The organism is Allofournierella sp. CML151 (assembly GCF_027853465.1).
Classification (GTDB): Bacteria; Bacillota; Clostridia; order Oscillospirales; family Ruminococcaceae; genus Allofournierella.
Map to the genome: position 1 here is coordinate 57,517 of NZ_JAPNNW010000002.1, position 24,956 is coordinate 82,472.

Annotated in this window: 13 protein-coding genes; 2 read left to right on the forward strand and 11 right to left on the reverse strand. The window is 60.9% G+C overall.

Annotated elements, in window-relative coordinates; translation table 11 throughout:
- From PH256_RS01965 to PH256_RS01975, 3 genes are all read right to left on the reverse strand, one after another.
- Positions 1–1,956, reverse strand: a complete 1,956-nt coding sequence (locus PH256_RS01965) for a YgiQ family radical SAM protein (RefSeq protein WP_270912774.1) — start codon at positions 1,954–1,956, stop codon at positions 1–3.
- A 163-nt stretch (positions 1,957–2,119) separates the two neighbouring features.
- Positions 2,120–4,807, reverse strand: coding sequence for a DNA translocase FtsK (locus PH256_RS01970; RefSeq protein ID WP_270912775.1), 2,688 nt, complete (start codon positions 4,805–4,807; stop codon positions 2,120–2,122).
- Between the two features lie 133 nt (positions 4,808–4,940).
- Positions 4,941–5,690 carry a ClpP family protease gene (locus tag PH256_RS01975; RefSeq protein WP_270912776.1) on the reverse strand — a complete coding sequence of 250 codons (750 nt, stop codon included), beginning with the start codon at positions 5,688–5,690 and terminating at the stop codon, positions 4,941–4,943.
- Positions 5,691–5,975: 285 nt separating this feature from the next.
- Between PH256_RS01975 and PH256_RS01980 the strand changes: the two genes are divergently transcribed.
- Complete coding sequence (locus tag PH256_RS01980; RefSeq protein WP_087183355.1) at positions 5,976–6,614, forward strand: redox-sensing transcriptional repressor Rex; 639 nt, start codon at positions 5,976–5,978, stop codon at positions 6,612–6,614.
- 111 nt (positions 6,615–6,725) lie between these two features.
- Positions 6,726–7,340 (forward strand): thymidine kinase, encoded by a 615-nt coding sequence (locus PH256_RS01985; RefSeq protein ID WP_087183354.1) that lies wholly within the window; start codon positions 6,726–6,728, stop codon positions 7,338–7,340.
- 65 nt (positions 7,341–7,405) lie between these two features.
- Here PH256_RS01985 and PH256_RS01990 read toward each other — a convergent pair whose 3' ends face one another.
- From PH256_RS01990 to PH256_RS02025, 8 genes are all read right to left on the reverse strand, one after another.
- Positions 7,406–8,392 (reverse strand): nucleoid-associated protein, encoded by a 987-nt coding sequence (locus tag PH256_RS01990; RefSeq protein WP_270912777.1) that lies wholly within the window; start codon positions 8,390–8,392, stop codon positions 7,406–7,408.
- Positions 8,393–8,574: 182 nt separating this feature from the next.
- Positions 8,575–9,681 carry a hypothetical protein gene (locus PH256_RS01995; protein WP_270912778.1) on the reverse strand — a complete coding sequence of 369 codons (1,107 nt, stop codon included), beginning with the start codon at positions 9,679–9,681 and terminating at the stop codon, positions 8,575–8,577.
- A 46-nt stretch (positions 9,682–9,727) separates the two neighbouring features.
- Positions 9,728–15,349, reverse strand: coding sequence for a fibronectin type III domain-containing protein (locus tag PH256_RS02000; RefSeq protein ID WP_270912779.1), 5,622 nt, complete (start codon positions 15,347–15,349; stop codon positions 9,728–9,730).
- A 337-nt stretch (positions 15,350–15,686) separates the two neighbouring features.
- Entirely contained in the window at positions 15,687–16,805 is a 1,119-nt protein-coding gene (locus tag PH256_RS02005) for an anaerobic sulfatase maturase (protein ID WP_270912780.1), read from the reverse strand.
- A gap of 170 nt (positions 16,806–16,975) precedes the next feature.
- A complete protein-coding gene (ileS, locus tag PH256_RS02010; protein ID WP_270912781.1) occupies positions 16,976–20,095 on the reverse strand; it encodes an isoleucine--tRNA ligase in 3,120 nt (1,039 codons plus the stop codon).
- Between the two features lie 413 nt (positions 20,096–20,508).
- Positions 20,509–21,168, reverse strand: a complete 660-nt coding sequence (rbr, locus tag PH256_RS02015; protein WP_270912782.1) for a rubrerythrin — start codon at positions 21,166–21,168, stop codon at positions 20,509–20,511.
- Positions 21,169–21,392: 224 nt separating this feature from the next.
- Positions 21,393–23,147 (reverse strand): NADH-dependent [FeFe] hydrogenase, group A6, encoded by a 1,755-nt coding sequence (locus PH256_RS02020; protein ID WP_087183348.1) that lies wholly within the window; start codon positions 23,145–23,147, stop codon positions 21,393–21,395.
- Positions 23,148–23,165: 18 nt separating this feature from the next.
- Positions 23,166–24,956 (reverse strand): NADH-quinone oxidoreductase subunit NuoF, encoded by a 1,791-nt coding sequence (locus PH256_RS02025; RefSeq protein ID WP_087295745.1) that lies wholly within the window; start codon positions 24,954–24,956, stop codon positions 23,166–23,168.

A 24,956-nucleotide genomic window follows, 5' to 3' on the forward strand; every position in this document is an offset into this window, starting at 1 on the left:
TTACTTCCGCTTGGTCTTGGGGGCGAAGGTGGGACGGCCGGAATTTTTTCCGCTGCCCTTGCCGTGGTTGGGAACGAACCGGCCCTGCACCGGACGGCCTGCCGCCTTGGCATTCTGGGCGGATTTTCGGCCGGTGACCGGACGTGCCTGGGCGCTCACCTTCGGCTTGTAGCCAGGCACCAGCAGGGGGATCAGGTCCTCCCGGTGGGTCTTATGCAGTGCCTTGACCACCTTTTCTGCGTTGCGGGGCTCGTAATACTGCAGCAGCGCCCGCTGCAGCGCCTTACCCTCGGGGGATTTTTCCACAAACACCGGCTTCAGGGTGTAGGGGTCCAGGCCGGTGTAGAACATGCAGGTGGACACCGTGCCCGGCGTGGGGTAGAAGTCCTGCACCTGCTCGGGGCGGATGTTGTGCTTGTACAGATACTCAGCCAGATAGACCGCATCCTCCAGAGTGCTGCCCGGATGGCTGCTCATCAGATAGGGCACCAGATACTGCTTCTTGCCCGCCTTCTTGGTCAGCTCATAGAACCGCTTGGAGAACTTGTTGAACACCTCCACCGGGGGCTTGCCCATGTATTTGAGGGTGTTGGGAGCACAGTGCTCGGGGGCCACCTTCAGCTGGCCGGAGACATGGTGCTCCACCAGCTCCTTGAAGAAGGTCTCGTCCTTGTCCCAGGTGAGGTAGTCGTAGCGGATGCCGCTGCGGATGAACACCTTTTTCACCCCGGGCAGAGCCCGCAGGCGGCGCAGCATGTTCAGATATTCGGTGTGGTCGATGATCAGATGGGGGCAGGGGCCGGGAGCCAGGCACTTTTTGCCGCCCTGACACATGCCCTCGGTCATCTGCTTGGCGCAGCTGGGCAGACGGAAGTTGGCGGTGGGACCGCCCACATCGTGGATGTAACCCTTGAAGCCGGGCTGTTTGGTGAGCAGCTCGCCCTCCTCCACCACGCTGTCCACACTGCGGCTGGTGACCCGCCGCCCCTGGTGCAGGGTGATGGCGCAGAAATTGCAGCCGCCGTAGCAGCCTCGGTTGTGGATGATGGAGAATTCCACCTCCTCGATGGCGGGCACGCCGCCCAGTGCATCATAACTGGGGTGCCAGGTGCGGGTGTAGGGCAGCGCCGCCACCCGGTCCAGCTCCCGTCGGGTGAGGGGCTTTGCCGGCGGATTCTGCACCAGATAGCCATGCTCCTGCTTCTGCACAATGATCTGACCGGTGACAGAATCCTGGTTGTCCATCTGGATGCGGCAGGCCTTGGCGTAGGCCACCTTATCGGTGCTCACCTTGTTGAAGCCCGCACACTCCAGATATTTGGCGGGCAGATGGGCAAAGTCGGTCATGTAGCAGGTACCTGCCACATCCCGGATCTCGCTGGCCTTCTCCCCTGCCGCCAGACGGCGGGCGATCTCCACCGTCTGGTGTTCGCCCATGCCGAAGCTGATGATATCCGCTCCGGAGGTCTCGGCGATGCTGGGCAGCACGGTGTCCAGCCAGTAGTCGTAATGGGCGAAGCGGCGCAGGCTGGCCTCCAGGCCGCCCAGGATCACCGGCAGGTCCGGGTAGGCCTGCTTGGCCAGCTGGGTGTAAACGGTGGCGCTCCGGTCCGGGCGCTTGCCCGCCACGCCGCCGGGGGTGTATTCATCCACCTTGCGGCGCACCTTGGCCACCGAGTAATGGGCCACCATGCTGTCCACATTGCCGCCGCCGATGAAAAAGCCATAGCGGGGCTTGCCCAGCACCTTGAAGCTTTCGCAGGTGGTGTAGTCCGGCTGGCTGATCACGCCCACCCGGTAGCCCTCGGCCTCCAGAATCCGGCCGATGATGGCCGGGCCGAAGCTGGGATGGTCCACATAAGCGTCGCCCATAACCAGAACGAAGTCCAGCTCGTCCCAGCCGCGCTGGCGCATATCCTCTTTGCTGATGGGCAAAAACTGTGTGCCCTGCTGCATAAAGGGTCTCCTTTCTTTGTTGCGCGGACCCTTGCGGCCGCGTCTATCCATGCAATATCACACGCGCCCCCGGCAGGCCGTTGGTCTGCCGGGGGCACGAACGTTTGGCTCGATTCTATTGTAACAAATCCTGCCCGCCGCGCACAAGAGCGCGGCACAGGGTTCAGGGGATCTCGTCCGGCACGGAGGTGTTGTCCGCCCGCATGGACCGCTCGATCCACTGCTGCCGGGTGATGAGCACCTCACGGGGCTTGGCGCCCTGGTAGGGACCGATCACGCCCAGCTGCTCCATATCGTCCATGATGCGGGCCGCACGGGCGTAGCCCAGCTTGCACTTGCGCTGCAGCAGACTGGTGGAAGCCTGACCGGCGTCGATGACCACCTCCACCGCCTGTTCCAGCATGGGATCGTGGCCGTCATCCTCGTCGTCGCCGTCGCCGCCGGAGGCCTTCTCCGGTACCGCGTGCTTCTCCATCTCCTCGATCATCTTCTCGTCGTACTGGGAGGTGTTGTCCTTCTTGATGAAGTCCAGCACGGCGCTGATCTCCTCGTCCTTCACGTAGGTGCCCTGGATGCGCAGGGGTTTGGAAGCGCCCACCGGCATGAACAGCATATCGCCCATGCCCAGCAGCTTCTCTGCGCCGCCCGCGTCCAGGATGGTGCGGCTGTCCACCTGGCTGGACACCGCGAAGGCAATCCGGCTGGGGATGTTGGCCTTGATCAGGCCGGTGATGACATCCACGCTGGGACGCTGGGTGGCCACAATCAGGTGCATGCCCGCGGCACGTGCCTTCTGGGCAATGCGGCAGATGTAATCCTCCACCTCTTTGCCGGCCACCATCATCAGGTCGGCCAGCTCGTCGATGATAATGGCGATGTAGGGCAGCTTTTCCAGGCCCTCGGTCTCAGCCGCCAGCCGGTTAAAGCTCTTGATGTCACGCACGTTGTTCTCGGCGAACAGATGGTAGCGGCGCTCCATCTCGGCCACGGCGCTGCCCAGCGCGCCTGCCGCCTTGCGGGGCTCGATGACCACCGGCATCAGCAGGTGGGGAATGCCGTTGTACTCCGCCAGCTCCACCACCTTAGGGTCGATGAGGATGAGCTTCACGTCCTCGGGGCTGGAGCGGTACAAAAAGCTGATGATAATGCTGTTCACACACACTGACTTACCGCTGCCGGTGGAACCGGCGATCAGCAGGTGGGGCATCTTGCACAGGTCGGCCACCTGGGCGTTGCCCGCAATATCCTTGCCCAGAGCAAGGGTCAGGGGCGAGGCGCTGCGGGTGTAGGCCTGAGATTCAAAGATTCCACGGATGCCCACCGGGCTGGATTTCCGGTTGGGCACCTCCACGCCCACGGCAGGCTTGCCGGGGATGGGGGCTTCAATGCGTACACCGGCTGCCGCCAGGTTCAGGGCGATATCGTCGGCCAGACCGGTGATCCGGCTGATCTTCACGCCTGCCAGGGGCTGCAGCTCGTACCGGGTAACCGAGGGGCCGCGGCAGATGTCCAGCACGCGGGTCTTCACGCCGAAGCTTTCCAGCGTACTCACCAGCAGCTCGGCGTTCTTTTTCAGCTCCGCCTCCACGCCCGGGTCCTCCGCCGACTCCATCACCTGGAACAGGTCCAGCGGCGGGTAGCGGTAGGCAGCGGGCTGCTCCGCAGGCTGTGCCAGAGCGGTTTCCGCCGGGGCGGCCGCCGGATTCAGCGGGCGCAGCGGCTCGCCATAGGAGTTGCCCATGGTCTGGCTGGGCTCCATGGCCTTGTGAATCAGGCTGTCCAACTCGGTGACGCTTGCAGCAGGCTGCTCCGGCTCCAGCGGAATCGGCTGATCCAGCTGGAAGGGCGGCTCGTCCGCATCGGAGGGCTCCGGTGCTTCGTCAAACCGCATCTCCCAGGCATAGTCCGGGCTGCTGCTGGGATAGGGCTCGAAGCCCACATCTGGGTCCTGCTGGGGCTCGTCCATGGGAATTTCGGTTTCGAATTCGCTGTGCTCCTCCGGCTCGGACCGGTCCAGGGGAGGAAACATGCCAAAGGTGCCGCCGGGACCCACCAGAGGCTCCTCCGGCTGGGGATCGGTCTCGGTGGTAACCACCGGGTCCGGCCCCAGATCAATGTCCACCTGGGGCTTGCGCCGGAACCGTTGGGCAAAGGCCTCCTGTTTCTGCTGGCGGGCGGCAGCTCGCTCCTGGGCGGCGGCGCGGCGCTCGGGCTCCCGGCGCAGCTGCTCTTCCTCCCAGGCTTCACGCTGCTCGCGAGCAGCATCCCGGTCAGCCCGCCAGTCACCCAGGTAGTCCTCTGCAATCTGCCACAGATCGCCCGGAGTCACGCCCATGTACCACATGACCATGGCAATGAGCATAATGACCAGCAGGATGTTTGCCGCCGGATGCCCACACAGCGCCAGCAGAGTGCCGCCGATGATGCCGCCCAAAAGGCCGCCGCCCAGCATACCCTGGCCGTTGGCATACAGCGCTGCGGTTGCCTCGCCGAAGCCCAGGCCCACCAGGTCGATTTTGGAGAATACCACCGCCGTGCCGCAGATGAGCATCATCAGAAGCAGGGACTTGGCGCAGCGGGCCCAGATGGGCCGCCCCAGCGCCACCAGCACCGCAATATAAAGCAATACCGGCCCCAGCAGATAGGTACACACGCCGAACACGCCGAACAAAACGCCCCGCAGCATGGCCCAGACCGACTGACCGGCCACCAAAGCCATGGCGATAAGCACAACGCCCAGGCAGAACAGCAAAATACTCCAGCTCTGGGCCACATCCGGCTGGCTGCGCCGCGAGCGGGAGCGGGTGGTTTTCGCGCCGCTTCTCGCGGCGGGTTTCTTCTTTTGTGCCATACGCTTTCTTTCCCTCGTTTATGTATTTCCGGCCCCCGGTTTCCATTCAAACCAGGGGCGCCGCGCACCTGGCGCGGGAAAATTTTCGGAACTTATCTATTGTAACATAAAACCATAGGTTTTAAAACCCAATTTATCGGACACTTTCTCCCCTCTCCTGACTTGCGCCGTTCTTCGCGCCGGTTCGGTTTTGTTCGATCTGGCGGTACAGGTAGTTCAGTGCGTCGCCCAGGCCGCCCAGCTCGTCGATCAAGCCCTCGGCCACCGCCTGCTCGCCGCCCAGCACGGTGCCCACATCCATCACCAGTTCGCCGGTGTGCATCATCAGCTCCAGAAAGCGCGCTTCGCTGATGTGGGAATGGTTCTTCACAAAGCCGGTGATGCGCTCCTGCATTTGTTCAAAGTAGCGCATGGTCTGGGGTACGCCCAGCACCAGCCCGGAATGGCGCACCGGGTGAATGGTCATGGTGGCAGTGGGCACGATAAAGCTCCGTTTTGCACTGACCGCCAGCGGAATGCCGATGGAATGTCCGCCGCCCAGCACCAGCGCCGCACTGGGCTTGGTCACCCCGCTGATCAGCTCGGCCAGGGCAAGGCCTGCCTCCACATCGCCGCCCACCGTATTCAAAATCACCAACAGGCCCTCGATCTCCGGGTCCTCTTCAATGGCCACCAGCTGGGGGATCACATGCTCGTAGCGGGTCACCTTCTGCTCCTGCCCGGCGCTCACATGGCCCTCAATCAAGCCGATTACTGTGAGGCAGTGGATAGCATGGCGGCCCTTGGTGCGGATCACTGAGCCGGTGTCCATCATAAAATCCTGTTCCAGCTTTTCCTGTTCCACCTGGGCGTCGGTGGGTTTCGGGGTATCGTTGTTCGGCATTGATCGCTTCGCTCCTTTTCTGCAACACCGTCCGGGGCATTCGCTGCTGAATTGTGCGGGGTTGCCTTTTGTTTTTTCTATCAGTTTGCACGAATTTTTTGTCTTTATGCCCGCACAGATGGCCTCGAGCCTCCAATTGGTTTGACAAGGCTTTCTGAATCCAGTATTATAAAGTATGGATATTTCCGCAAAGGGCCCAGTCGCGCCTTTTGCTCCTCTGCGGCACGGGGCAGGCCTGTGGCCCGCCCGTTGCCTCAAATCAATTCAAAAGACGGTGATGATAACATGAATCATTCTCAGGGAAAGGTCTCTCTGCCGGTGATCAAGCGGCTGCCCAAATATTACCGCTATATCAGCCAGATGCAGCAGAACGGCGTGGTAAAGGTCTCTTCCAGCGAGTTGGCCCGCATGATGGGCACCACTGCCAGCCAGGTGCGTCAGGATTTCAACTGCTTCGGCGGTTTCGGCCAGCAGGGAATCGGCTATAATGTGGATGTGCTGCTGCACGAGATCGGCCGGTTGCTGTTCGGCGAGGGCGAAAAGCTGCCCACCATTCTGGTGGGTGCAGGCCGTCTTGGCCGGGCGGTTTCCCGCTTTCTGACTACCGATACCAACGGCTACCACCTGCTGGCTGTGTTTGATGTGCAGCAGGAGCTGGTGGGCCAGGATCTGGACGGTATCCCCATCCACCACATTGATGAGCTGGAGTCCTTCTGTGCGGCTCACAAGCCCCAGGTGGCGGTGCTTTGCCTGCCCCGTGAGGGTGCGAAGGAGATTTCCGGCCGGCTGGTGGATCTGGGTATCCGCGGCTTCTGGAACTTCAGCCACTACGATCTGTCCATTCCCTATCCCAACGTGACGGTGGAGAATGCCCATCTGGGCGACAGCCTGATGAGCCTGGGCTACCGGCTGCGGAACGACTGAATCCCATAAAACAAAACAGCAGCCCGGCTGCGTGCTTACGCAGCCGGGCTGACTTTTGGCGAACGGGCGGCCCTTCGCTCCTTCGCTGTATGAAGAGGTTTGTGCAACACTATGGCAAAATTGTATTTTCGCTACGGCGCCATGAACAGCGGCAAAAGCACCGCCCTGATGCAGGTGGCCTATAATTACGAGGAACGCGGCATGCGGGTGCTGGTGATGAAGCCCAGCGTGGACACCAAGGGCGGCGACAAGCTGGTCAGCCGCCTGGGAGTGACCCGGCTGGTGGATATCGCCGTAACCCCCAAGCTGGATATTCTTGAGCTGGTGCGGGATCTGTTGACCCGCGCGCCCGCCCCGGCCTGCATCCTCACCGACGAGAGCCAGTTCTTCACTCCGGAGCAGGTGGAGCAGCTGCTGCGCATCACTGTGGAGCTGAACATCCCGGTGATCGCCTACGGCCTGCGCACGGATTTTTCCCTGAAGGGCTTCCCCGGCTCCACCCGCTTACTGGAGCTGGCCCATGCGGTGGAAGAGATGAAAACCATCTGCTTCTGTGGCCGCAAAGCCACCTGCAACGGCCGCAAGGTAAATGGCGAATTCGTCTTCGAGGGCGACCAGGTGGTCATTGACCAGGGCGGCGATGTGGAATACGTGAGCCTGTGTGCCCAGTGCTATTTCAAGGCACGGGACGATTTTTACCGCCGCCATCCCCGCATCACTGTTTAATCTCATAAGAAAAAAAACTCCCGAAAACCGGTATGGCTTTCGGGAGTTTTTCTTTTTACCGCAATTTACAGCACAACGCCCTTGACCAGCAGCGAAATGGTGCCGTCCGGCTCGTTGACGAACTCCACATAATCGTTATCACCCCGCAGCAGGCTGGTGGGGATCTTCATCTCGATGCCGCTCTCGGTCTTGATGGACTGGTATTCCATCCGCTTGATACGGGCGGGAGGCACCGACACCGTTTCCTCCAGGGGCAGATTTGCCTCCTCCAGCTCCTGGGTAAAGGACTCCACTGCCAGAGGAAACTGCTCCTCCAGCCGCTCCTTCACCCGCTGCACCTCCAGGCTGCCGTCACCGGCCACCGCCTCCTCACAGAGGATCGCCGCAATCTCGCTGTCGCTTTTCTGGTTGTCCTCATAGCTCTGGCGCACTGCCTGCGCTGCGGCGGTCTGCACCGTCTGCAGCTTGGCACGCTCGGGCTGGGCCTGGGTACTGCGCAGGATGCGCTCGGACAGATAGAAAATCTTCGCCCCATCCACCTCGTACTTTTTCTCCACCAGCTTGATGGAGCCATCGGTCATATCCACGATCACCGACTCATCCGGCTTGGAGCCGGCGGCGGGCAGCAGAGTGCGCTGCTTGATGAGAGCATTGTAATGCTGACCCTCCACCTGCTGGTAATAGTGGGCGTAGGCCGCCTTGTAGTTCATCTTCAGGATGGCGATGCTCTCGTGCCCATTGATGGAGCAGTAGACCACAATCAGGTCCGCGTTGGGAATGGCCGGACTGGTGCGCATCACCTGAAAGAATTCATCCGCCACCTGCTTGGAGCACTGCACGAAATCCTGATTGTCCAGCAGCAGAGAGGGGAAGGTGGATTCCGGCAGAAAGCTGCAGTTTTTCACCGCATCGTTGTAATAGGCCTTTTCCAGATGAGCCGCCAGATAGTCGGCGGTGTCGCCGTCCAGCTCCAGCAGGCGGTCGGAAAATACCGGCGCGCCGCCGCTGGAATCCAGCACATGCACAATGGCCTTGAAGATCTGTAGTTCCATGAAGATCCGTTCCTTTCGCTTGAGGTTCCTGTTTATTATAGCGGAAAAGCCGCCGTTTGGGTAGGGGCGCGCCCCTCTCTTTCGCCCTTCTCCGGCACGCAAAAACCGCCCGGAATTCAATCCGGGCGGTTTTTGCTGCTTGCTTTATGGAAAAAATTGAGAAGGAAACGTAAAGGAAGGAATCAATCGCGGCCTCGGCGCCAGATCACGACGCCGGCCACAGCAGCGGCGGCCACCACGGCCACGCCGATCACCACAGGCAGCACGCTCACCTTGGACTTCTCGGTCTGAGAAGCAGTGCTCTGGCTCTGGACCTGGCTCTCGCTGGCCTGGCTCTCAGCCTCGCTGGAGGCAGCCTCGCTCTGAGACTGGCTCTCCTCAGAGGTATCCTCGCTCACTGCGCTCTGGGAAGCAGATGCGGTGGGAGTCTTGCTGGTTGCAGTGGTACCAGGCTGAGCAGTTGCCCCGGCTGCAGTGCTGTTCTGGGTGGAGCCGGTCTGGTTGGAACCATTCTGGCTGCCGCCCGTGCTGCCATTGCTGCTGTTGTTGCCGTTGGAAGGCTGCTGCGTTGCCTCGGGCTTTTCGGTTGCCTCGGGCTTCTGGGTTGCTTCCGGCTTTTCGGTCACCTCAGGTTTCTGAGTTGCCTCAGGCTTCTGGGTCGCCTCGGGCTTCTGGGTCGCCTCAGGCTTTTCGGTTGCTTCCGGCTTCTGGGTTGCTTCCGGCTGCTCGGTAGGTTCAGGATCGGGGGACATTTCGCCCACGTTCACCGCCACCGTCTCTGCCTGCAGAGTCAGATCCTGCTTGGAGGAACCATTTCGCAGCAGAGTCAGGCCGGTTGCCAGCTCTTCACTGGGATTCTCGCCCCCGCTGGACAGACCGGTGGTAATGGACAGCTCCAGATATTCCCCTTCTGCTGCCTCCACCTGAATGGTGCCCAGGTCGGCCTCGTCATTGTGGAACAGGTTGCCGTTTGCACCGGCCACATAGATGGTGAGAATGTTCTGCTCCTGATCGTAACGGTAACGCTTCACGGTACCGGCCAGATCCTCACTGAAGGCAAAGCTCACATCGGCCTTCTCCAGAGAGCCGGCCACGGGGCTCAGCGTGAAGCTCATCTGCAGGGCATTTACGCCCTCGCCTGCACCGTCCTGCAGCTTCAGGGACACCTGGGCCCCTTTTCCGTCAGCAGCCTCCAGGCTGGCGGCCGCATCCGCGGCCGCCAACCCCTGCAGGGGCAGCGCCATGACCAAAACCGCAGCCCCGATCAGGCCTATGATTTTTTTGTTCATGTCTTACTCCTTTATGCTTGGCCCCGAAGCGGGGCTGTGCCAATTCTTACTTATCCCCGGAAATGGTGATGGAGGGCAGGCTCTCGGGTACCTGCACCCACAGGGAATCACTGACCAGACGCTGGCTCTGATTGGTGAGGGCGTCGTCCACACGGTAGAGCTCCACGCGGACCTTCTCAGGCAGAACCGCGTCGGGGCTGATCCAGTAGACCCAGCGGCCGTCGGAGGTGTTGCCCAGATCGCCCTTGTCCGGAACCGGAGCCAGGATGATCTGCTCGGCGCTGCCTTCGCCGTTGTCGCCGTAGCCCACGATCTTGCCGTCCTGATCGTAGACGATCACGGCGTTGTAGGCCGGGTTGCCCTTGTACTCGCCCACGAAGATCACGGAACCGGCCGGGATAAAGCCGTCGGTATGCTCGCTCTTTTCGTAGAGGCCCTGGTCGTAGATGTAGTCCTCAGCCAGGATGCCGATGCCGTCCTGCAGCATCTCCACGTTGTCGCCGGTGGGGCCCAGCACATCCAGCTCAGTGATGCTCACGGTCTGAGCGCCCTGGAAAATCAGGCGCAGAGCGGTGGCTCCGCTGGTGCGAATCCAGCCTTCGTCGTTCACCGCGTACACGGTGGTGGAGCCGGTGGTCTGCAGGCTCTCCACGCTCACAGGCACATCCACCCACTGGCCGTTCTCCTCCAGCTGCAGTGCCAGAGTGCCTGCGGGAATCTCGCCCGCGCCGCTCATCAGGGTGAACTTGAAGCCGGTCACATCCAGCTCCTTGCCGAACTCTACCTCGATCATCGGGTCGCTGCCCTCAGCGGTGCCGGTGTAGGTGGTGCTCAGGCTGTCGTCGAAGGCCAGGCCGATGGCGGACTTCACGGTGGCGTGGTCATGGGCGCCGGGGTCAAAGCCGGCATCCGGGTCCTGCTCGTCGTGATCCACCTCGGTGTCCTGCTCCGAGGTCATGTTGGTGGTAACGGTCCAGGCGCTCTTGTCCTGGCTGCCGTCGTGGCTGATCTTGATCGCCTCCAGAGAAACCGCCTGGGCGTAATCCAGGTACTGGTCCACGGGAACGATCTGGTAGGTGAAGGCACGGTTGTTGATGGTGGTCACCGTATCAGTGAAGCTGGCCGCGCCGTTCTCGTCCGCCAGCACGAAGCCGACGGTCTCATTGGTCTCCTTGCCGCCGGAGATGGAGATACGATTGATCTCATAGCCCAGCAGGCTGGCGGAGGCATTCTCCGGGTTGATGGTCAGGCTGACCTGATTCTGGGCCAGACCGTTGGCGCCGTTGCCCTGGGTCAGGGTCACATTTGCGGCGCTGATCACGCTCTGATCCTTCAGGCTCTGGCCATCGGGATTCTGGATGCGGTAGCTCTGGGCCGAGTCGTTCACGTAGTAGATGGCACGGGTCTCGGGCTCGAACTGGCTCACATACTGGGTGGTCTCATCGTTGGCTACCAGACCCCAGCGCAGGAAGAACTCGCTCAGGTCCTTCTGGGCGGCCGCACTGGCCAGCCGGATGATGTTCTGCTCGGAGCCACCATCCAGCTTCAGGGCAACGCCATTGGGAGCGGGTGCCTTGGAGGGAGTGCGGGAGTAGGTATCCACCCGGGCAAAGAACAGATTGTTGAAGACTTCCTGCTCGGTATCGAAGGTCTTGTAGGGGTAGTAGTTGTCGTAGGCCAGACGCAGCTGCCAGTACATGGCCAGCTGCAGGAACACGTCGCTGGCGCGGCCGATGGTGCCGCTGGTCACCTTGTCGTACACGGCGCTGTAGCCAAAGCGCACACCGCTCGTGCCGTAGGTCGCCAGCTGAGCGAAGTAGTTGTTGGTTACCTCGGCAATGGCGTAGCTGAACTGGTTGATGTCGTGGCCGATCTCGTGACCGATGCCCCAGCCGAACAGATCGCCGGACAGGTAAGCACCGTTCTCGTCAGCCTGCAGGGTCTTGCCCTGCACCACGCCGGGCACAGAGCCCCAGCCGATGCCGATGTGGTTGCCCGCCGCGTACATGAACGCACCGGCGAACATGCGCATGTAACGGATGTTCAGATGCTGGCTGGGCACACGGTTGATGGCCTCAGCCGCATTTTCGGTCAGACCCTTGTGCTGATAGAACAGCTCCATGGTCTGATCCATGGCCAGCATGGAGTCGTTCAGGCGCTGGGCCTTCTCGGCGGTGGTGCCGCTGCCCAGACCCGCCAGCACCTGCTGGGCAGACAGGGAGAACAGCATATGGTCGCCCATCAGCTCGGTTGCGCCCAGGATGCACTCCTCTTCGTTGTACTCGTAGTTTACGTTGGCGTTGCTGCTGCCGGCATGCTCCTGCTCGTGCAGCTCTTCCAGACCGGCCACATAGGTCTCCAGCTCTTCCACGTAAGCCTCGGTCAGAGCCAGGCGCTGGGCCTCGTCCTCAATGCCGTACAGATCCAGCATGGGGATGGTGGTACCGCCCGCCACGCGCACGCCGTACTTGCTGGTCTTGTTGCTGGCGGCGTAGTACACATACAGGGAACCGCCGCGCTCGAAGTCCTTGCTCACGATGGCAGGGATGGTGAAGGTGTTCTCGCCCACCTTCAGCCGGCCGATCTGCTTCATGAAGTTGCCGGACTCGGCGTTGTACTGGGTGGCCACCAGGTACAGATCGGTGTTGGTGCCGGTCTGCAGATCCGGGTTGCCCACGTAGATGGTGATCTCCTCACCGGCAGCGGCGGTCACGCCCAGGGGCTGCCAGGGGTTCAGGCCGGTGAAGCCCAGGCTGTTGTCCGCATAGCCGCTCACGTTGGCGCCCATGGCCTTGACGTGCTGTACGGGACGCAGGCTGCTGCTGTTGGCCAGCAGGTCGGCCGCGGTGTCCAGCTCACGCTTGAGCTGGGTGTAGTTGGGATGCAGCTCATTGCTTGCCGCATCGGGGGTGTTCAGGCGGGCATACAGCGCGTCGATCACGCTCTGATCCACATCCTCCCGCAGGGTGGTGTGGTAATCGTCCGCATACAGGGCCATGATGTCTTCGTAGATGCTGTCGTAACCGTAGAAACGCAGCTCGCCGATCTTCATGGCACGGATCCAGCCGGTGTTGGTGCAGATCTGGATCTGATCGGTGGTGATCTTGGTACCGAAGTCAATGTAAATGTGACGGCGGCCGTTCTCATCGGTGCGGGCATTGGTGCGCAGGCCGGTGATCTCCTTCAGGGAGCCGGTCTCCTGGTCACGATACCACACGCGAATGCTGTTGATGGCGCCGTTCTCCGGCTCGGCAAGAGCCATGGCACCAAACTCGTAGCTGCCGTCAAAGGTGACGCGCAGGCCGCGGTTGCTGGTGTTGCCGTAGGAAACGCCGTCGTCCCAGTCGCCCACATAGTAGTAGGAGGACTGATCGCCGTCCACCACGCCCAGCCCGCTGTTGCTGCCAGCCGCATCCAGCGGGCTGTTCACCATCATGTTGGTGCCGCGCATGGTGGTCACGCTCTGGATGTGAGCGGTGAGCTGGCCGGCACCGTTGGAGGTGTTGATCAGCTTGTAGGAGGGCATCCAGGCAGGCTGCAGGCTCAGGGTCTTGGCCAGCGCCGGAATGGCGTTGGGGCCGTCGCCCAGCTCGTTGGTACCGTATACGGTGACCTCATACTCCGCGTTCTCTTCCAGATTGTCGATCTTGTAGCTGTTGGCGGCAATGTTCTTTGCTGCCACAGTGTATTCTGCATCTGCATCGCTCTTCTTGCGGTACAGTACGGTGTAGCTGTCGGTGTCGTCCATGTCCTTCCAGTGCAGGCTGATGGAACGGTACCCGCCGGTGGCTTCCAGATTATCGGGAGCCGCGGGCATTTTCTCCACCACCGGCTTCACGGTGATGGGCTCGCAGTAACCACTGGACCACTCGCCGTTCAGAGACTGAACCTGCACGGTGTAATCCTTGCCGTTGACCAGCTTGCTGCCGTTCAGGCTGTCCACCAGCAGCTGGTTGGAGGTGGTGCGGATGGTTGCGGTCACGTTGCCGCTGGAATCCTTGACCGGACCGGTGATCTTGACCTCATAGGCGGTCACGTTCACAGCGGGCTTCCAGGTCAGCAGGAAGGCCTTGTCGGAACCGGTACCGCTCAGGCCGGTGGGAATGTCCAGCTCAGGTTCGGGGATACGGTTCTCCATGCCGTTCAGGAACTCAACCTTGGAAATCTCAGCCAGGCTGTTGCTCTGGGTGGCGGTAATGGTCAGGGTGATCTTCTTCACCGCGACCTGCTTGCCGAAGTTGATCTCCAGGGTACCATCCGCCTTACGGGTGGCGGTGGCGGAGGTGGTGAACAGGCTGAACAGGGAGATGCCGCGGGCCTTCTGCTCCTCGATCTGCACCTGCATGGTCTGCTCTTCGCCGTTCTCGTCCACATAAGTAACATCAACGGTACCGGCGGTCACCGCGCCCTCGCTCTCGGCGGGAGCCTGGATGGTCATACCGTCCATCTTGGGCAGCTGATCCGCAGTCACAGTCTCATCATCGCCAGCGAAGTTGAAATCCACCGCGATGGGGTTCTGCTCGCTGATCTCGCCGGTGGTTTCCAGCTTGACGCCGCCGTTGTCGTTCACCAGATCCTCCAGGCTGCCGCTGGTCACAGTAACGGTATCACTCACCTGGGGCTTGGCCAGATTATCGGCCACACGGGTCTGCACGGTGGAGTACACATCCCCCACCTGGGTCTGATCCTTGGTCAGGTTGGCGGCCAGCAGCTGCAGGTCCGCCAGATCCACCTCACCACTGCCGTCCAGGTCGGCCAGGCCGCCCTGAACGCCGTGCTGGATGGCATTCACAATGGTGTCGGCGTCGGTCTCGCTCAGCACGCCGTCGCCGTCGGCATCGCCCACGCGCAGCACGCCGGGATGAGCCGCACTGCCATAGCCGGACAGCTCGCCGGTGTACAGGGTCAGCTCGCTGTACATGTTCTGGCTCACTTCCAGGGACTGGCTGTAGCTGGCGAAGCCGGGAGCGGAGATCACTACCTCGTAGCTGCCAGCCTCCAGACCGGTGCCGCTGAGCTTCACCTGGGAAGCGCCGCCCTCACCGTTCTGCTTCAAAGTGCCGCTGGTCTGGGCCACGTTCTCGCCGTTCCGGTAGAGGGTCATGGTGAAGCTCACGTCCCGATTCAGCGTCATTGCCGCACTGATCACGGCATTCACGCCGCCGTTGGGAACCACTTCGGTGGGCTCCTCCACTTCATCCAGAGTTTCCTGCTCCTCTTCTTCCGCCAGAAGTTCCTCATCCAGCAGCTCAGCTTCTTCCTGAGAAGCGGCTTCGCTGGAGGATGCCTCTTCTGAAGCAGCCTCGCTGGAAGCAGCCCCGCCGGAAGCATTCTCGTCGGAAACGAGCTCCTCAGAAGAGGCCTCTTCGGAAGTGCTCACTTCAGAGGAAGCTTCGCCGGAGGTGCTCTCCTCAGCAACAACTTCCTCAGGAGCTGCCTCTTCGGAAGTACTCTCCTGGGAGGTGGCCTCTTCGGTCACAACGGTCTCGGGATCGGTCTCGTCCGGCTGCTGGCTGGCAGGCTCGCCGGTTTCCTCTTCAGAGCCGGTCACCTGCACCACCGATACGCTGTTCTGAGCGTCCGCAGCCGCCACAGCAGGCAGAAATGCCTGGGTCGCAATGGTGGCCATCATAGTGAACGCCAGCAGATAGGCAATGATCGATTTCATGGTTCGCTTGCTCATCCTTTCGTTGGAATTTCTCCATAGATTATCTATGCTCATCCCCAGCTCCCGAAGGAGCCTGGTTCTCTCAGCAGGCACTATTATATCAGTCACAAAAAGCTTTTTCAATATTTTTACTTTCAAAATCGTTACCAAATCATTTTTTCAGCTTTTTGCAACAAAACCTTGAATTTCCAGGCGTATATCCGGCATAATTTCCACAAATCCGGTAGAATTTAAATCAGAAAGCCCTCGCCAAAAAAGTCACAAAAACAACCGCTCTTGTATCTTCAAACAAAAAGCGGACCGTCTTTTCGAAAAAACGAAAAGACGGTCCGTTTCATTAGATTCTTCTTTCCTGCAGCATACGGCTCAGCTGCTGCAGGCGGGGCAGCGCATATTCCAGAAAGCCCTGGTAGGCGGAGCAGAACCCATTGCGGGGCTCGGGTCCCGTGACCGGCTCCCAGTTGCGGCGGCATCCGCCCCGGCACAGGGCGAACCATTTGCAGCCCTTGCAGCTCTCCTTGATACGGGCGGAGGTCTCCACAAAGGCCAGCTCCTGGCGGCGGCGCTCGATGGTCTCGAAGTCGTCGGTCACAAAATTGCCCAGACGGTATTCATCCATCATATAAAAGTCACAGGGGTAGACACTGCCGTCCGCCTCCACCACAAACTGCCGCCCGCATACCCCGCGCATCTCACAGGCCTCGGGCATCTGGCCGTTCAGAATGGCCAACAGGTTGAAGAAGTAGCGGTTGTATTGCAGGTTGCCCCGCATCGCCTGCTGGTACCACTGGTCAAACAGCAGCTTCAGGTGCTGCTCAAAGTCCTTTGCCGTGAGGGAGTAGGGCGTCTGTGCCCCCTCCTCCCAGGGGTCCAGGCAGGGAATGTACTGCTGGTAGGCAAAGCCGTTGCGCTGGAAAAATCCATAGATCTTGCCGGTGCTGCGGGCTGCCTGGCGGGTAACCACCGTCAGGATGTTAAACTCCACCTTGTGCTTCTGCAGCAGCTGGATGGCGTGCATCACCCGGTTGTAGGTTCCCTTCCCCTGCGCGTCCACCCGGTTGGCGTCGTGGATCTCCTTGGGCCCATCCAGCGAGATGCCCACCAGAAAATGATTGCGGGCAAAGAATTCCGCCCAGGCCTCGTCGATGGCATAGCCGTTGGTCTGCAGACTGTTTTCGATGGTCACCCGGTTCACATTCCACTTTTTCTGAAATTCCAGAGCCTGCTCAAAAAAGGAAAGCCCGGCCAAGGTGGGTTCGCCGCCCTGATACACAAAGCTGCAGCTGCCCTGGGCAAAGGCCAGCACCCGCTTCACGATGGCTTCCAGGGTATCCGGCTGCATAATACCGTAGCTCTCAGTAGTTCGACGGACCATTTCGTCCGCGTAAAAACAGTAGCGGCAGCGCATGTTGCACAAACCGGAGGCGGGCTTCAGCATCACAGTGATCGGGGGCATGGGAGGTTCCTCGCTTTCCATTCATTGCTTTCTATTATACTCCACCGGCAAAATCCCGCGCAAGCCGCCGGGGCCGTAAATGCTTTTGCCTGGCAAAAAGCCCGCCGCTTGAGAATCCATCCCAAGCGGCGGGCTTTTACTTATTTATATAAGGAGGATGCGCAAACGACTTAAACCTTCTTTACACCCAGGGTGACGGTCTCGCCGTTTACATCCCACTCCTTCACGTAACCGTCGGTGCTGCCGGTAACCACAGCGTCGGCCAGAACGTCGGAGGCGATGGAGTCCTTGTTGGCTTCCATCAGAGCGGTGATCTTGTCGTTGCCCATGGCGTAAGCGGTGATGTGGTCCTCCACATTGAAGCCCGCTTCCTTACGCATGGTCTGCAGCTTGCTCACCAGCTCGCGCACGAAGCCTTCCTCCACCAGCTCGGGGGTGAGCTCGGTGTCCAGAGCAACGGTGACCTTGGCATCCTCCACTGAGAAGTACCGCTCGCTGCGGGTCATCTCGATGAGCAGATCCTCCTCGCCCAGCTTGATCTCGCCGGTGGAGAGGGTCAGGGTCAGGGTGCCGGTCTCATCCAGCTCCTTCTTGGCGGCGGGGCCGTTCAGGTTGGCCAGCAGGTTGCGGATCTCGCCCAGCTGCTTGCCGTACTTGGGTCCCAGAGTCTTCAGCTGAGGCTTGAAGGTGTAGTTGGTGAACATGGACATATCATCGGTGAAGGTGACCTTCTTCACGTTCAGCTCGTCCTCGATGATCTCCACATAGTACTCACTCAGCTTCTCGTCGGCCTTTACGAACATCTCGGCCAGGGGCTGACGGTTCTTGCGGTTTGCACCGTTACGGGCGGAGCGGCCCAGCACAACGATGTCCAGCACCAGGTCCATGTCGCGCTCCAGATCGGCGTCCACAAAGCTCTCGTCCACCACGGGGAAGTCGCACAGATGCACGCTTTCGGGAGCGGACTCGTTCACGCTACGCACCAGGTTCTGGTAGATGCTCTCGGCCATGAAGGGGATCATGGGAGCGGCCGCCTTGCAAACGGTCTCCAGAGCGGTGTACAGGGTCATGTAGGCGTTGATCTTATCCTGCTCCATGCCCTTGGCCCAAAAACGCTCACGGCTGCGGCGCACATACCAGTTGGACAGATCGTCCACAAACTCCTGCAGGGCGCGGGCGGCCTCGGGGATGGCGTATTGGTCCAGCTCGGTGTCCACGGTCTTGACCATGGTGTTCATCTTGGACAGAATCCAGCGGTCCATGACGGACAGCTTGTCCTTCTCCAGGGTGTACTTGGTGGGATCGAAGTTGTCGATGTTGGCGTACAGGATAAAGAAGGCGTAGGTGTTCCACAGGGTGCCCATGAACTTGCGCTGACCCTCCTGCACGGCCTTGCCGGAGAAGCGCTTGGGCAGCCAGGGTGCGCCCGCGGTGTAGAAGTACCAGCGGATGGCGTCGGCGCCGTAGGTGGCCAGAGCGTCGAAGGGATCGACCGCGTTGCCCTTGGACTTGGACATCTTCTGGCCGTTCTCGTCCTGCACGTGGCCCATAACCACAACGTTCTTGAAGGGAGCCTTGTTGAACAGCAGGGTGGAGATGGCCATCAGAGAGTAGAACCAGCCACGGGTCTGGTCCACGGCCTCGGAAATGAAGTCGGCCGGGAAGCGGCTCTCGAACACTTCCTTGTTTTCAAACGGATAGTGGTACTGAGCAAAGGGCATGGAACCGGAATCGAACCAGCAGTCGATTACTTCCGGCACACGCTTCATCTGCTTGCCGCAGTCCGGGCAGGTGATGGTCACCGCATCGATGTAGGGGCGGTGCAGCTCGATGTCGTCCGGGCAGTTGGGAGACATCTTCTTGAGCTCCTCGATGCTGCCGATGGAGTGACGGCAGCCGCACTCACATTCCCAGATGTTCAGCGGGGTGCCCCAGTAGCGATTGCGGCTGATGCCCCAATCCTGCACGTTCTCCAGCCAGTCGCCGAAGCGGCCCTTGCCCAGAGAGGCGGGTACCCAGTTTACGGTGTTGTTGTTGCGGATCAGGTCGTCCTTCACCGCGGTCATCTTGATGAACCAGGAGTCTCTTGCGTAGTAGATCAGCGGGGTATCGCAGCGCCAGCAATGGGGGTAGCTGTGCTCGAAGACAGGGGCGCTGAACAGCAGGCCGCGGGTCTCCAGGTCGATCAGCACTTCCTTGTCGGCCTTTTTGCAGAACATGCCGGCCCACTTGGTCTCCTTGGTCATGCAGCCCTTGGCGTCCACCAGCTGCACGAAGGGCAGGCCGTACTTGCGGCCCACGTTGGAGTCGTCCTCACCGAAGGCGGGAGCGATGTGAACAATGCCGGTACCGTCGGTCAGGGTGACGTAGCTGTCGCAAGTCACATACCAGCACTTCTCCTTGGGAGAAACGAAGTCGAACAGGGGCTCGTACTCCTTGTACTCCAGATCCTTGCCCTGGTAGCTCTCCAGCACGGTGTAGCTGCCCTCGCCCAGCACGGTATCGGCCAGAGCCTGGGCGATGTAGTACACGGTGCCGTCCTCGTTCATCTTGACCTTCACATAGGTCTCCACCGGGTTCACACACAGAGCCACGTTGGAGGGCAGGGTCCAGGGGGTGGTGGTCCAGGCCAGGATGTAGGCGTCCTCGCCCTTGGCCTTGAACTTGGCAATGGCGCTGCGCTCCTTCACGTCCTTATAGCCCTGGGCAACCTCGTGGCTGGACAGGGGGGTTCCGCAGCGGGGGCAGTAGGGCACGATCTTGAAGCCCTTGTACAGCAGGCCCTTTTCCCAGATCTGCTTCAGCGCCCACCACTCGGACTCGATGAAGGTGTTGTCGTAGGTCACGTAGGGGTCATCCATATCGGCCCAGAAGCCGACGGTGCCGGAGAAATCCTCCCACATGCCCTTGTATTTCCAGACGCTCTCCTTGCACTTCTCGATGAAGGGCTCCAGGCCGTACTGCTCGATCTGCTCCTTGCCGTCCAGGCCCAGCAGCTTCTCCACTTCCAGTTCAACGGGCAGGCCGTGGGTATCCCAGCCGGCCTTGCGGGGCACCTGATAGCCCTTCATGGCACGGTAACGGGGGATCATATCCTTAATAACGCGGGTCTCCACATGGCCGATGTGGGGCTTGCCGTTGGCCGTGGGGGGGCCGTCGTAGAACATGTAGGTCGGCCCTTCCTTGCGGGAATCGATGCTCTTCTCAAAGATGTGACGTTCCTTCCAGAACTTGAGCACGTCCTTCTCGCGGTCAACGAAATTGAGATTCGGGTTTACTTTCTCGTACATCTTAAATCTCGTCCTCCTTGTTTTTCCGCCCTTCGGGTCGGAAAGCGGTGCATTTCCTATTTCAGAAAGCCCATACAAAAACAACAGAAAAAGCCTTCGCCCCTGCAAACAGGGCGAAGGCTTTGCGCTTTCGTTGTACCACCTATTGCTGTGTACCATCATACACGCTCCCCATAACGGAGGGATGCCGGCGGCGCCTACTGTGAGTTCAGCCCGCAGCTCCGGAGTGATCTTCGGCGGGGTGCTACTGGCGCGGGGCTCACACCCTCCCCCGCTCGCTTGGTCGTTCACACCGGGCTTACTGTCTCCATCACAGCTGTTCTCTGTGTCTTTGTTAACAGTTACACTTATATCATATGCGGCGGCAAAAGTCAAGGCCGGAGCAATGATTGCCCCGGCCTTTTTCGGTTTGATTAGTAATTCTCGCAGCGCATTTCGAAGAAGCTCTGAGCGTAGCCGCAGACCGGGCACACCTCGGGAGCCTTCTTGCCCATGACCAGATGGCCGCACACACGGCACTCCCACATGGTCAGCTCGCCCTTCTCGAATACCTGCTGCATCTCCACATTTTTCAGCAGACGGCGGTAGCGCTCTTCGTGGCTCTTCTCGATGGCGGCCACCTTGCGGAACTTCTCGGCCAGCTCGGGGAAGCCTTCCTCTTCGGCGTCTTTGGCGAAGCGGTCGTACATGTCGGTCCACTCGTAGTTCTCACCCTCGGCAGCGGCCAGCAGGTTGTCGGCAGTGGAGCCTAGGCCGCCCAGGGCCTCGAACCACAGGCGGGCGTGCTCCTGCTCGTTGCGAGCGGTCTTGCGGAAGACCTCGGCCAGCTGCTCGTAGCCCTCGCGCTGGGCTACCTGAGCAAAGTAGGTGTACTTGCCGCGGGCCTGGCTCTCACCGGCAAAGGCCTCGCGCAGATTCTGCTCAGTCTTGGTACCGGCATAGCGGCTGCCGGACTTGGGCTCCTCGATCTTCTCAAACACCGAAGCGGGCTTGCGGCAGCGGGGGCAGGTAAAGTCCTCGGGCAGAGGGCCTTCATGAATATAACCACATACAGTGCAACGCCATTTTTCCATTGTTATTTCCTCCATATTCGTTTCATGTTTCTGGCAAGCATCGCCTGACGGCTCATGCGGTGCTGCCGCTTGATTCTTTCATTGTTTTGTTGGTGCGGCTTCGTTTCCGTGGTTTAATGATAACACTTCCTATTTATCTTGTCAACCCATAAATAGGAAGTGTTATCATTTATTTTTTCGGGAACAAAAAAGCCCCCGCAGCAAAGCTGCAGGGGCAAAAGGAATCAGAACAAACGGGGGCGTGGTGCATAGCTGGTGTGCAGAATATGGTGCGCCTTTTCGCTGCCCGGCTCGCCCAGAAATTCCGCATAGACCTGCTGGACCAGCGGGTTCTCGTGGCTGCGGCGCAGCACACTGGCCTCGTCCTGGTCATACAGGGCCTTGGCACGCAGGGCGCGGATGTCGGTGAAGTTGCGCACCGGGGCGGGCTGGATGGGCTGACCGCCGCCGTTGACGCAGCCGCCGGGGCAGGCCATAACCTCGATCATGTCGTACTGCTTTTCCCCACGGCGCACCATCTCCAGCACCTTGCCCGCGTTGGCGGTGCCGCTGACCACGCAGACCCGTAGGGTGAGTCCGGCCACCTGGTATTCCGCCTCCTTGATGGCATCGGTGCCGCGCACCTGGGTGAATTCCACCGGCTCCACCTTTTCGCCGGTGAGGGTCTCCACCGCGGTGCGCAGGGCTGCCTCCATCACGCCGCCGGTGGCGCCGAAGATGTGGCCCGCGCCGGTGGCCTGACCCATGGCCGGGTCGAAGTCCTCATCCGGCAGATCCAAAAAGCGCAGGCCGCTGCGGTGTATCATCCGGGCCAGCTCGCGGGTGGTGATGGCCACATCCACATCCGGGATACCGTCGCCCGCGGCGCTCTGGTCCGGGCGGCCGATCTCGAACTTCTTGGCGGTGCAGGGCATCACCGACACGCAGTAGATGTTTCTGGGGTCCAGCCCCATCTTTTCCGCGTAGTAGGTTTTGCTCAGCGCGCCGAACATCTGCTGCGGGCTCTTGCAGCTGGACAGGTTGGGAATGAAATCCGGGTGGAAGGTCTCGCAGTATTTGACCCAGCCGGGGCTGCAGCTGGTGATGAGCGGCAGCTTGCCTCCGTTCTTCACCCGCTCCAGGAACTCGTGAGCCTCCTCCATGATGGTCATGTCGGCGGCAAAGTCGGTGTCGAACACGCCGTCAAAGCCCAGGCGGCGCAGCGCCGCCACCATCTTGCCCTGCACATTGGTACCGATGGGCAGGCCGAACTCCTCGCCCAGAGCCGCGCGCACACTGGGCGCGGTCTGTACCACCACATGGCGGGTGGGATCGTCCAGCGCAGCCCATACCTTTTCGGTGTCGTCCCGCTCCACCAGGGCGGCGGTGGGGCAAACCGTGATGCACTGGCCGCAGCCGATGCAGGTGGAGTCCGCCAGCTTGCCCTCGAAGGCGCAGGCGATGTGGGTATTGAAGCCGCGCTCCACCACATTGATCACGCCCACGCCCTGGTTCTCGGCGCAGGTGGAAATGCAGCGGCGGCAGATGATGCACTTGGAGCTATCCTTCACCAGGTGCGGGGCGCTGTCGTCGTCCTGCCGCTCGGGCAGAACGCCCTCAAAGGCATTGGATTTGTCCACGCCGTACTGCTTGCACAGCCGCAGCAGCTCACAGTCGCCGTTGCGCACGCAGCTCATGCAGTCCTGGTTGTGGATAGAGAGAATCAGCTCCAGATTCATCTTGCGGGCGTTCTGCACCCGCTTGGTGTTGGTGAATACCTCCATGCCCTCGCTCACCGGGTAGACACAGGCGGGCAGCAGGTTCTTTGCGCCCTTTACCTCCACCACGCAGACCCGGCAGGCGCCGTTCACCCGCTTGATCTCCTTTAAGTAACAAAGGGTGGGGATGGTGATGCCCACTTCGTGGGCCGCCTCCAGAATGGTGGAGCCCTCCGGCGCCTGGCAGGGCACATTGTTGATCTTCAAATTTACCATATTCATAATTGCCGTGTGCCCTCCTTAGCCTTTGCTGATGGCGCCAAAGCGGCAGGTATCCATGCAGGCGCCGCACTTCACGCACTTGTTGGTGTCGATGCTGTGGGGGTTGCGCACACTGCCCATGATCGCGTCCGCCGGGCAGTTACGGGCGCACAGGGTGCAGCCGCGGCACTTGTCCGGGTCGATCTTGTACACCAGCAGCGCCTTGCAGACGCCCGCCGGGCAGCGTTTGTCCTGGATATGGGCCAGGTATTCCTCCCGGAAATACTTCAGGGTGGACAGCACCGGATTGGGTGCGGTCTGGCCCAGGCCGCACAGGCTGTTGTTCTTCACGAACTCGGCCAGCTCCTCAATGCGTTCCAGGTCCCGCATGGTGCCGTTGCCGCTGGTGATCTTCTCCAGCAGCTCCAGCAGCCGTTTGGTGCCCACCCGGCAGGGGGTGCACTTGCCGCAGCTTTCGTCCACGGTAAATTCCAAAAAGAACTTGGCGATGTCCACCATGCAGGTGTCCTCGTCCATGACGATCAGACCGCCGGAGCCCATCATGCTGCCGATCTTGCTCAGAGAATCGTAGTCGATGGGAGTGTCGATCAGCTCGGCGGGGATGCAGCCGCCGGAGGGGCCGCCGGTCTGGGCCGCCTTGAACTTCTTGCCGTCCGGGATGCCGCCGCCGATCTCCTCCACGATCTCCCGCAGGGTGGTGCCCATGGGAACCTCCACCAGGCCGGTATTGTGGATCTTGCCGCCCAGGGCGAACACCTTGGTGCCGGGGCTGTTTTCGGTGCCCATGCTGCGGAACCACTCGGCTCCGTTCAGGATGATCTGGGGAATGTTGGCGTAGGTCTCCACGTTGTTCAGGATGGTGGGCCGGCCGAACAGCCCCTTCTTGGCCGGGAAGGGCGGACGGGGCCTCGGCTCGCCCCGGTTGCCCTCGATGCTGGTCATCAGGGCAGTCTCCTCGCCGCAGACGAAGGCGCCCGCGCCCAGCTTGATCTCGATGTCAAAGTTAAAGCCGCTGCCGAAGATGTCCTCGCCCAGCAGGCCGTAGTCCCGGGCCTGGTTGATGGCGATCTGCAGCCGTTTTACCGCGATGGGATATTCCGCGCGCACATACACATAGCCTTTGTCGGCTCCGATGGCATAGCCAGCAATGGCCATGGCCTCGATCACCGCATGGGGATCGCCCTCCAGCACACTGCGGTCCATGAATGCGCCCGGGTCGCCCTCGTCCGCGTTGCAGCAGACGAATTTTTTCACCTTGCCCCGGTCGGCGCAGGCCAGCTGCCATTTGCGTCCGGTGGGGAAACCGCCGCCTCCCCGGCCCCGCAGGCCGGAATCCAGCACCGTCTGGATCACATCGTCCGGCGTCATTTCAGTGAGTGCCTTCCCCAGCGCCGCATAACCGTCAAAGGCGATGTATTCCTCGATGTTTTCCGGGTTGATCACGCCGCAGTTGCGCAGCGCCACCCGCTTCTGCTTTTTGTAAAAGCCGGTCTGGTCCAGGCTTTTGATCCGCTCGCCGTCCACCGTTTCGTCGAACAGCAGGCTGCGCACCGGACGGCCCTTGAGCAGGTGCTCGGTCACGATCCACTCCACGTGCTCTTCCTTCACCCGGCTGTAGAAGCTGCCCTCCGGGTAGATCACCACAATGGGGCCCAGGGCGCACAGGCCGAAGCAGCCAGTGCGTACCACCTTGACCTCGCTGTCCAGACCGTGGCGCTCCAGCTCCCGTTCAAAGGCCGCGGCGATTCGGTCGCTGCCGGACGAGGTGCATCCGGTGCCGCCGCAGATCATCACATGATTTCTGTACAC

Bases quoted from the DNA above. Each gene is read 5' to 3' on its own strand.
- PH256_RS01965 (WP_270912774.1), bottom strand. From the start codon at position 1,956: ATGCAGCAGGGCACACAGTTTTTGCCCATCAGCAAAGAGGATATGCGC.
- PH256_RS01970 (WP_270912775.1), bottom strand. From the start codon at position 4,807: ATGGCACAAAAGAAGAAACCCGCCGCGAGAAGCGGCGCGAAAACCACC.
- PH256_RS01975 (WP_270912776.1), bottom strand. From the start codon at position 5,690: ATGCCGAACAACGATACCCCGAAACCCACCGACGCCCAGGTGGAACAG.
- PH256_RS01980 (WP_087183355.1), top strand. From the start codon at position 5,976: ATGAATCATTCTCAGGGAAAGGTCTCTCTGCCGGTGATCAAGCGGCTG.
- PH256_RS01985 (WP_087183354.1), top strand. From the start codon at position 6,726: ATGGCAAAATTGTATTTTCGCTACGGCGCCATGAACAGCGGCAAAAGC.
- PH256_RS01990 (WP_270912777.1), bottom strand. From the start codon at position 8,392: ATGGAACTACAGATCTTCAAGGCCATTGTGCATGTGCTGGATTCCAGC.
- PH256_RS01995 (WP_270912778.1), bottom strand. From the start codon at position 9,681: ATGAACAAAAAAATCATAGGCCTGATCGGGGCTGCGGTTTTGGTCATG.
- PH256_RS02000 (WP_270912779.1), bottom strand. From the start codon at position 15,349: ATGAAATCGATCATTGCCTATCTGCTGGCGTTCACTATGATGGCCACC.
- PH256_RS02005 (WP_270912780.1), bottom strand. From the start codon at position 16,805: ATGCCCCCGATCACTGTGATGCTGAAGCCCGCCTCCGGTTTGTGCAAC.
- ileS (WP_270912781.1), bottom strand. From the start codon at position 20,095: ATGTACGAGAAAGTAAACCCGAATCTCAATTTCGTTGACCGCGAGAAG.
- rbr (WP_270912782.1), bottom strand. From the start codon at position 21,168: ATGGAAAAATGGCGTTGCACTGTATGTGGTTATATTCATGAAGGCCCT.
- PH256_RS02020 (WP_087183348.1), bottom strand. From the start codon at position 23,147: ATGAATATGGTAAATTTGAAGATCAACAATGTGCCCTGCCAGGCGCCG.